Below are 9,681 nucleotides of genomic sequence, written 5' to 3' on the forward strand. Positions count from 1 at the left end.
TTTCAACTAAGTAGCAGTTTATCGGGAGAACATGAACTTTACATGAACTCCTCATGACAAAATAGGGAGATCTATATATACCTTTGTCCCCGCATGGATTGCGCTTTCTATATGGACAGTGCCTCCATGTAGCTCTACGATTTGCTTGACGATTGCTAGCCCCAATCCAGTCCCTTGCTTCGTTCTAGAAGTGTCTGCTCGATAAAAACGGTCATAAACTTTTGCTAATTGATCTGCAGTCATACCTATTCCATTATCCTCAACAAGTATTACAAGTGAAGCAGGTTTTTGCTGTAAATCTAGATGTATTTGACCTCCCTCCACATTGTACTTAATCGCATTTGTCAGCAAGTTGTCCCACACATTTTGTAGAAGCCCTGCATCTCCATTAAAAATAACTTGCTCCATTTTGTAAGTGATTTGGAGCTGAGCCTCTTCCATTTGCCAGCGATATTTCCGTACGCTTTCCTTTAGCTGTTCATCTATTCGGTAACGCTCACGTTTGACTATTCGTGTCGATTGATCAAGCGATGTTAATAACAATAACTGCTTCGTTAAAGTTGATAAGCGTTTTGTTTCCAATTCGATAATGGCTGCGTACTCCCGTCTTTCCTTCTCCTTCAGCAAAGGATTTTTTAGTAAGTCAACATATCCTTGAATATTTAATAAAGGGGATTGAAAATCATGCGATACATTACTTATAAATTCCTTTCGCACGCGATCATTCTCCTGTAATTTTTCTGTCATTATATTAAAACTAGTAGCTAATTGGCCTAATTCATCATTACGGTCAATGTCCAATACGGTATCAAACTTTTCATGTGCAAGCTGTTGAGTTGCTGCTGTTAGCTTTGTAATGGGACGAATGAGTGCCTTAGCAAATAGTAGCATGGCCAGTAAACTGAGCACTATCATGACGAGCATTAATCCACCAAGCAATGTATGTACCTCCGAAAACAATAAGCGAATATCCGGTCTTACGAACAATGCATAGGATTTATTTTCATACGTAAATGGCACACCAATTGTATTAATTAGCTCATTAGCAAAAAAGCCTGTTACAAACGTTTCTTTTGGAAAATCTCGCATACCATGATAGACCTCACCATTTAAAACATGCTTTACAACAGATTCTGACAAAGTCTTATCCCGATAATCGCCACCAAAAAAGCGCCCTTCCTCACCAGCGGTTACATATATTTGATAGCCAATTTCGCCAAGTGTCATGAAATAATTATTTAAATCCTCTGGCTTAGCAGTCTCAATATATTGCGCAATCCCCTGTGCGATGACAACGTTTTTTGTATCATTTTTTTCTTTTACGACTTGATGATAATATGTATTCGTCGCTAAAAAACCAATACACAAGCTCCCAATCATCACTAGCAATGTGGTCATTACAAATTTACTATATAAAGTCTTCACGACGTTGCCTCTAGCTTATAGCCAACGCCTCGTACCGTGATGATTTCAACAGCCGTATCAAAACGATTTAATCTTTCTCGAACCCGCTTCACATGCGTATTCAATGTTTGCTCGTCCCCATCATAGTCATAGCCCCATACTTGCTCCATTATATAGCTCCTTGTAAATACTTGGTTAGGACGTGATGCTAATAACGCCAGCAATTCAAACTCCTTTAAAGGTAAGATAAGCGTCTCTTCTCCAATAATAACCTCGAAGCTACGACGATCGATTACTAGATGGCCCACTTGGATGGTTATTTGATTTTTCTTATCCAATCTACGCAAAATAGCGGCTATACGAAATAATAATTCCTTTGGCTCAAAGGGCTTCACAACATAATCATCTGAGCCTGCTAAAAAGCCTCGCTCTTTATCTTCAAGCTCGCCCTTTGCTGTTAATAATAAAACAGGGATATCGTAATCTTGTGTTAAAGTCTCGGTCAGTGTGAATCCATCCATCCCCGGCATCATCACATCTACGACTGCTAAATCGGGTAGATTCCCGTTAAGTAATGCTAGTGCCTGTTGGGCATTTTCCGCACGTAACACTTGATAGCCCTCTTTTGTTAAATAAATATTTACTAGCTGTAAAATATGCACATCGTCATCGACAACAAGAATTCTCATCTGCTTACCTCCAGTCAATATGAAAAAAATCCGCTCACTTGGAACGAATTTTTCATCATAGATCCTTATTATTTTATAACGAAAATATAGAAATCAACAGCAATAAGAGAAAAGGTAATCCAATGACAATATATCCTCTTGGATTGGCAAGGTTCATCGTCCACCCTACCCCAAAACGTTTCTCTACAAAAACGGAAGGATCGTGACGATTCATATAAATTAGGCCGCCCTTCCAATAACGATCTTCATCGACATCCATGACCTGTGAATCACTATTTTTTTCATAGTGAACTCTATATTTGCGCTTTTTCACCACGTAAATTAAAAGAGAGCCGACTACAACAGCTAAAAATAAAACAAATAGCGGTAATAGCTTATAGCCTACAGTCATGGCAGGATAAATATTACTAAGTTGTAGCACCGTTAATAACACTGTTATAGCATAGCTTACCAATAAAATTTGCCAGCTCATAAATTTTCGAGTCTTTAGCTGATCCTCTAGTGATTCCTCCTTGCGATTTACTGCTATTTTGATGGCAGAACGCTTTATCGAATCAGTAATGCCCCACATCATGAATTGTATCATTAGCATAACAAGAGGCAATGAAATGGCTGTTAAATACGTCTTACTTTTCCAAGCATCTGCCTCTCCACTTGGTCCCCAATGTACAGCTATATTAGCTGGCATTTGATCGTAATGAAGGATTGTATAAATAATTAAAAATCCTGATATCACTAAGGGCACAGCAAAGAATGACCAAGGAAGCATCTCATCACGGCTTCGTGCTGTAAGATCGACTGCACGTACCTGCTTAAAATTTACGCCCCACTGCTCCTGCCTTTTTAAGGCTGATATCTTTTGGTGATATACCCAGTATAGCCCCATACTCACTGCAAGCATGCTCCATAAACAACCAAGTAAAAACATACCTTGAATGGATTCAGAAGTAAGCAAGTTATAACTAATAATCATAACAATTAAAAACACCACGCCAGCGCCTCCGACTATTTGGGCGTAACGTCTTTTCACATTAGCTAGGGCAGGATGCTTAATATGTTGATCTGGCACAGTAACCCCAAAAACAATGGTCTCACGGACGATAAAAGGAACGATTATTTGTAAAACTAATGTCATGATGTAAATAGATATAAAAACACCAAGTAGCATTTTGCTACACTCCCTCTGCTGGAATATGCAAGTCTGCGAACACCTTTTTCATCATGTGCTCAATTTGTTCTACTGTTGCGCCGAGCACCATACCTTCTGCCACAACAGGCTTTAAATTCTTTTCAATTTGTCGTAGTTGTTCAGGCGTCAAAGCCCTCTCCTCTGTTGAACAGATAATGGCTCCCGACTTTGCGCGTATAGCTATTATGCCTTTAGCCTCTAATTCATGATAGCTTTTATTTACAGTATGCATATTAACGCCTAAATCAGCAGCTAAACTCCGAACAGATGGCAAGGTCTCTCCTTGCTTCATATCGCCTCTTGCTATCCCTTCTATGATTTGACGTGTCACCTGCTCATAGATGGGAACGTCAGATTGCGGCTCTATTTGAATAAACATGTTTATCAGCTCCATATTTGTTATATGTTTAGTATAACAAATATTTTTCAAATGTACATGAAGGACAAACTATTTATAGTGAGCGCTTAATCGTCTCGATAAAATTTTGCACCAGCAAAATTTGCTTTTCATTTTTTCTCGTACAAATGGAAATTTTATGTTTAACGGGATGGATATCTTTTATATAGACCCTTGCCAATTGCCCACTCTCGACATATTCTCTAACTGCCAGGGATGAAATAAAATTGGCACCATATCCAGCTATAACAGAACGTATGGTTTCATTGATCCCATTAAATTGTAACGCAATTTTTGGTGGCTCTACTTGGTACGTTTGACATAAGGAAAAAAGATGTTCTCTCATTGAGCTCCCTTTCTCTCTCATAATAAATGGCTCCTGAAACATTTCAATTAAGGTAATAGTTTGATGAGCATACCTATGATGGGGTGACACCACAAACCATAGTTCATCCTCATATAATTCCTCCCACCATATTTCTTTAGGTCTTTCAGAAATTCCTCCGCCATAAATGGCAATGTCGGCTTTATAGTGTTTTAGTTGCTCAAAGGCATCCTTGGTATTCGTAGTTGTAATCATTAAATTTACATGTTCATTGGCTGCCTTAAAAGTAGCTGCCCATTTAGGAATTAAAAAATTGGCTGGTAGGTAAGTAGCTACTATATGTAAATCTCCTGCTTTGGCAAGGCGATACTCTTCTACAAATGTTTCTATATGCTGTTCAAGGGCCATCAAATGTTGAGCTTTCTCCGCTAGAGCTATGCCAAACTCCGTGAGTACGACCCCTCGCCCCTGCTGCTGAAAAAGTTGTACGCCTAATTCATGCTCAAATCGTTTAATTTGGCTCGAAACAGCAGGCTGGCTTATACATAATAATTCTGCCGCTTTTGTGAAACTTCCAGTAGTAGCAACATGATAAAACAATTTTAACCCATGAATATTCATCATTTTCTCCTATCCATAATATTTAGTTATATATGAATAATTATAATATATTTTTTTTATGATTCATTTTATCATACACTCTATATGCAAGCTTGCACTTTTTAAACGACTTAGAAATGAGGACTGTACGATGACTGAGTTACATGTTTGGCAAAATGTAGATAATTATTTTTCGGATAAGCTTCTACCAGTTAACAGCTGTCTTACCGCTGCACTACTGGCAAATAAAGCTGCAGGTATACCTGAAATTGATGTATCCCCAACCCAAGGGAGATTTTTGTATTTACTAACTAAATTGAAAGGAGCTGTTAATGTATTAGAGATTGGCACACTTGGTGGGTATAGCAGTATATGCTTAGCTCAAGCTCTTTCAAAAGAAGGGAAAGTGGTGACTTTAGAAATCAATGAAGACTATGCCTCTGTCGCTCGCAAAAATATACGACATGCAGGCTTAGAGGAAAAGATTGAAATTATCGTCGGTCCAGCGTTGGATACATTGCCAGACTTGAAAAAAAGGGGGCAATTTTTCGATGTCATTTTTATTGATGCAGATAAGCCCAATAATCCTGAATATTTAAAGTGGGCAGTAAGGCTAGCGAATTCTGGTGCTGTTATTATTGCGGATAATGTAGTGCGGAATGGTGCTGTCACAGATATAAATAGTATGGATGAACGTGTTAAAGGCGTACAGCAATTTATTGATCTGCTAAAAGAGGAGGCCCGTATTGAAGCAACAGCTATACAGACGGTTGGCGTCAAGGGCTATGATGGCTTTGTCCTAGCCATCGTCAATTAATATAGAAAAAATCCGCGTAGCCTGGAAGAACAGTTACGCGGATTAATAAAAAATATGTCTTATAAGCTCCCCATCTAAGCTCGTAGGACATCTTTTTCCTCTAAATTACTTTTATAAGTAGACCCCTTTTATACGCTTGTGCTCATCTCATTAGAAACGGAGGAACAGACCCCGTTATAGTTTACTTTGTAGGAAAGCTGAATATGTTTTTAGTAGATTTTCATTTACGCTAATTTCTCATAGCCTGGAAGTGTCAAGAATTCCGCGAATTCATCTTGCTCAATTAAGGATTTAAACAGTTCAGCAGCTTCTTCAAAGCGACCACTGTTATAGGCTTGTTCCCCAACAGCCTCTTTAATTTTGACAAGCTCTTCTTCCAGAATTTCAAGGACAAACGCTAAAGTGATGCCACGCCCATCATCTAAAATACCTTTTGGATGTCGAATCCACTGCCATACTTGTGTACGAGAGATTTCTGCTGTTGCAGCATCCTCCATTAAATTGTTAATTGGTGCAGCCCCATTACCACTAAGCCATGAAGCTATATATTGTACACCAACACTACAGTTAACACGAAGTCCCTCAAGGGTAATTGTGCCCTCAGGTACAGCTACTAAATCTTCCGCAGTAACTTGTACATCCTCACGCTTCTTATGAATTTGGTTAGGGGTCGTCATAATGGCATCAAATTGCTCCATGGCTGTTGCCACCATACCTGGGTGCGCTACCCAAGTACCATCATGCCCCTCTGATGCTTCACGTCGCTTATCGTCAGCAACCTTTGCAAATGCCACCGCATTCGCTTCATCATCATTTTTAACAGGAATTTGTGCAGCCATCCCACCCATTGCTGGTGCGTTCCGCTTATGACAAGTTTGAATACATAAAGATGTATAAGCCTTCATGAACGGGACAGTCATCGTAACTTGACCTCGGTCTGGTAAAATAACATCCGCTTGATTACGAAGGCGTTTAATATAACTGAAAATATAGTCCCAACGCCCACAATTCAGACCAGCTGAATGTTCACGTAGCTCATATAAAATTTCATCCATTTCAAATGCCGCCAAAATGGTTTCGATCAATACAGTAGCTTTTATAGTGCCCTGTGGAATGCCAATATAATCCTGGGCAAATACAAAGATGTCATTCCATAGACGAGCCTCTAAATGACTTTCAAGCTTCGGTAGATAAAAGTACGGCCCCGTTCCTTTTGCCAGTGCATTTTTTGCATTATGGAATAAATACAAACCAAAGTCGAAGAAACTTCCAGAAATCGGTTCATCATGAACACGTACATGCTTTTCAAGCAGGTGTAAGCCTCTAGGACGAACTAGTAACACGGCTGTTTCAACATTTAGTTTATACGTTTTTCCATTGGATGCTTGTGTAAACTCAATCGTCTTATTAATAGCATCGCGCATATTAATTTGACCACCAATCATATTTTCCCATGTTGGAGAAGAAGCATCCTCAAAGCAAGCCATAAACATCTTTGCTCCGGAGTTTAAAGCATTAATAACCATTTTACGGTCAACCGGCCCTGTAATTTCAACACGCCGATCCTGCAAATCTTGTGGAAGAGGTGCAATTGACCAATCGCCTTCACGAATAGCCTTTGTTTCAGGTAAGAAATCTAGCTTCTCTCCCGCATCTAGACGCTTTTGGCGTTTCTGACGAGCATTCAATAACTCTTTACGGCGAGCATCAAATTTCTCGTGCAGGGCAAGAACAAACTCAAGAGCTTCAGGCGTTAAAATTTCATTTGTATGCTCATTTTGTTCTCCAACAATTTTAAGCCTACCTGTCGTTGCTTGTTTCATTAGTTGTTTACCCACCTTTGCGATTTTAGTTTTGTCTTCCTCCGCTTTAGGAGGAGCGGAGGAGACTACTCTATGATTATGAATTTAGGAAAACACGCATTTTTTATACGAACTGTTCAGTTTCTGTCGATCCAGCCATTGCCGTTGTTGAGGAAGTACCACCTGAAATAACTTGAGAAATTTCATCAAAGTATCCAGTACCTACCTCGCGTTGGTGGCGTGTCGCTGTATAGCCTTTAGATTCCGAAGCAAACTCAGCTTGCTGTAGCTTAGAATATGCAGCCATACCATTATCTTTATAATCATGTGCCAACTCAAACATAGAGTGGTTTAATGCATGGAATCCTGCTAAAGTAACAAACTGGAACTTATAACCTAGCTTACCAAGCTCACGCTGATACTCTGCAATTTCTTCTTCTGAAAGATTTGCTTTCCAGTTAAATGAAGGTGAGCAGTTGTATGCAAGCATTTTACCTGGGAATTCCCCATGAATAGCTTCTGCAAAGTCACGAGCTTCCTCGAGAGATGGTTTAGAAGTTTCACACCAAATTAAATCAGCGTATGGTGCGTAAGCTAAGCCCCGAGCAATTGCTTGTTGGATGCCCGGCTTTGTACGGAAGAAACCTTCAGGAGTACGTTCACCCGTAATAAACTCTGCATCACGTGGGTCGATATCTGAAGTAACCATATCTGCAGCATCAGCATCTGTACGAGCGATAAGAATTGTATCAACACCCATAACGTCAGCTGCTAATCTCGCAGCTACTAAATTACGAACAGCGTTTTGTGTTGGAAGTAAAACTTTACCGCCTAGATGTCCACATTTCTTCTCTGAAGCTAACTGATCTTCAAGATGAACACCAGCTGCCCCTGCTTCCACCATGCCTTTAACTAGCTCAAATACATTAAGAGGTCCTCCGAAACCTGCTTCTGCATCTGCTACAATTGGAGCAAACCAGTCAAATTGATCGACACGTCCTTCAGCATGATCAATTTGATCTGCACGTTGAAGTGCTTGATTAATTCGTTTAACTACTGCTGGTACAGAATTAGCTGGGTAAAGTGATTGATCTGGGTACATTTGACCCGAAAGGTTTGCATCCGCAGCTACTTGCCAGCCTGATAGATAGATAGCTTTGAGTCCAGCTTTAACTTGCTGTACCGCCTGATTCCCCGTTAATGCCCCCAATGCATTAATAAACGGCTCCTCATGTAATGAATTCCATAGTCGAGTAGCACCTTTTTTTGCTAAAGTTTGTTCAATTACTACAGTACCTTGTAGTTTTATAACCTCTTCAGCCGAATATGTGCGTTCAATACCAGCCCAGCGAGGGTTTTCAGCCCATTGTTTCTCTAAAGCTCCGATTCTTTCTTGACGAGTTGACATATTGAAATTCCACCTTCCCCTTTGTGTACAATATACTCTGTTAAAAAACTTTTAAATCACTGTTCCATAACAGGTTTATTTGTTGTAAATTAATATATAACAGAGTATTTGAATTTTCATTATTTTTTGATAAAAGACCAAATATTCATGACAAAGCTATTCTTTTTTGCGACGAAATTTGGAGGCTTATTTACAAACAAGGGGGATATTCACAATGAACAATGAGTTAAAATCTTGTGCAAAAGATATTTCAGAACAATATATTTCAATGTTGAGCGATTGGATTCCTACTGATTCATCGATGGCAATTGCCGTTGATAATACGTATATCTTTATTCAACCAGGGCATCCGAGTATCCATTTAGAAATCGGTCAACAGGTGTTACCTGGAAGTATTGCCGATCAAGTATTGCGCACACAGAAAAAAACAGAAACAATTTTAGATAATTTGTCATGCGATACACCCTTTTACGGTATCGGCTATCCGATACTCATTCAGGATGAACCAGCAGCTCTAGTAGTCATACTGCCATCTACTTTCACTACTAAAAAAACAGAACCATTTAAGTTTATAACAGGAAAACAAGATGAAGAATGGAATCCTGTAGCCATTAGTAAAGTATCGCATATTGAAAGCCTTCAAAAAAAGACATGGTTTTATGTAGAGCGCGAACAATTTAAAACGAACATCACCCTTAAGGAACTTCAAATAAGATTACCATCATACTTTATTCGTATTCATAGATCCTATATCGTAAATATTTATTTTATAAAAAAAATGGCGCGTGATTTGACATCAAACTTTATTATTACATTAATGGATGGTAGTGAATTACCAGTCAGTCAATCATATATCAATAACTTGAGAAGTGCGCTTGAGTTTTAAATATATTAGCTGTCTTACTCAGGAGACAGCTTTCATTTCTTCTGTTGAAAACGAAAAAAGACCAGAGAAAAGATTCTCTGGTCTTTCTATTGCCTAGCGACGTCCTACTCTCACAGGGGGAAGCCCCCAACTACCATCGGCGCTAAAGAGCTTAACTTCCGTGT

Annotated in this window: 9 protein-coding genes and 1 rRNA gene; 2 read left to right on the forward strand and 8 right to left on the reverse strand. The window is 39.2% G+C overall.

All coding sequences use genetic code 11. From position 1 onward, the window contains the following. Nucleotides 1-51 precede the first annotated feature (51 nt). The 5 genes from AC07YC_RS19855 to AC07YC_RS19875 form a co-directional block, all read right to left on the reverse strand. A complete protein-coding gene (locus AC07YC_RS19855; RefSeq protein ID WP_336636370.1) occupies nucleotides 52-1,425 on the reverse strand; it encodes a HAMP domain-containing sensor histidine kinase in 1,374 nt (457 codons plus the stop codon). Then, entirely contained in the window at nucleotides 1,422-2,093 is a 672-nt protein-coding gene (locus AC07YC_RS19860) for a response regulator transcription factor (RefSeq protein ID WP_336636369.1), read from the reverse strand. Before AC07YC_RS19860 ends, AC07YC_RS19855 begins: the two co-directional genes overlap by 4 nt. 73 nt (nucleotides 2,094-2,166) lie before the next feature. Next, nucleotides 2,167-3,228, reverse strand: a complete 1,062-nt coding sequence (locus tag AC07YC_RS19865; RefSeq protein WP_494920229.1) for a DUF1648 domain-containing protein — start codon at nucleotides 3,226-3,228, stop codon at nucleotides 2,167-2,169. A gap of 37 nt (nucleotides 3,229-3,265) precedes the next feature. Beyond that, nucleotides 3,266-3,661: a GntR family transcriptional regulator gene (locus tag AC07YC_RS19870; RefSeq protein ID WP_036148217.1), complete on the reverse strand. Its 396-nt coding sequence runs from the start codon at nucleotides 3,659-3,661 to the stop codon at nucleotides 3,266-3,268. 73 nt (nucleotides 3,662-3,734) lie between these two features. Then, complete coding sequence (locus tag AC07YC_RS19875; protein ID WP_336636448.1) at nucleotides 3,735-4,625, reverse strand: LysR family transcriptional regulator; 891 nt, start codon at nucleotides 4,623-4,625, stop codon at nucleotides 3,735-3,737. A 130-nt stretch (nucleotides 4,626-4,755) separates the two neighbouring features. On the opposite strand from AC07YC_RS19875, the gene AC07YC_RS19880 reads away from it, so the two are divergent. Further along, a complete protein-coding gene (locus AC07YC_RS19880) occupies nucleotides 4,756-5,421 on the forward strand; it encodes an O-methyltransferase (protein WP_494920230.1) in 666 nt (221 codons plus the stop codon). Between the two features lie 224 nt (nucleotides 5,422-5,645). Here AC07YC_RS19880 and aceB read toward each other — a convergent pair whose 3' ends face one another. Continuing rightward, entirely contained in the window at nucleotides 5,646-7,244 is a 1,599-nt protein-coding gene (gene aceB, locus AC07YC_RS19885; RefSeq protein WP_494920231.1) for a malate synthase A, read from the reverse strand. Between the two features lie 103 nt (nucleotides 7,245-7,347). Further along, nucleotides 7,348-8,631, reverse strand: coding sequence for an isocitrate lyase (aceA, locus tag AC07YC_RS19890; RefSeq protein WP_494920232.1), 1,284 nt, complete (start codon nucleotides 8,629-8,631; stop codon nucleotides 7,348-7,350). Between the two features lie 214 nt (nucleotides 8,632-8,845). Here aceA and AC07YC_RS19895 point away from each other — a divergent pair, with 214 nt between their 5' ends. Next, nucleotides 8,846-9,517: a LytTR family DNA-binding domain-containing protein gene (locus AC07YC_RS19895; protein WP_336636364.1), complete on the forward strand. Its 672-nt coding sequence runs from the start codon at nucleotides 8,846-8,848 to the stop codon at nucleotides 9,515-9,517. Nucleotides 9,518-9,608: 91 nt separating this feature from the next. Here AC07YC_RS19895 and rrf read toward each other — a convergent pair. Beyond that, nucleotides 9,609-9,681, reverse strand: a 5S ribosomal RNA gene (gene rrf / locus AC07YC_RS19900); the annotation flags it as partial.

The organism is Lysinibacillus sp. GW247-5R2A, assembly GCF_059424475.1.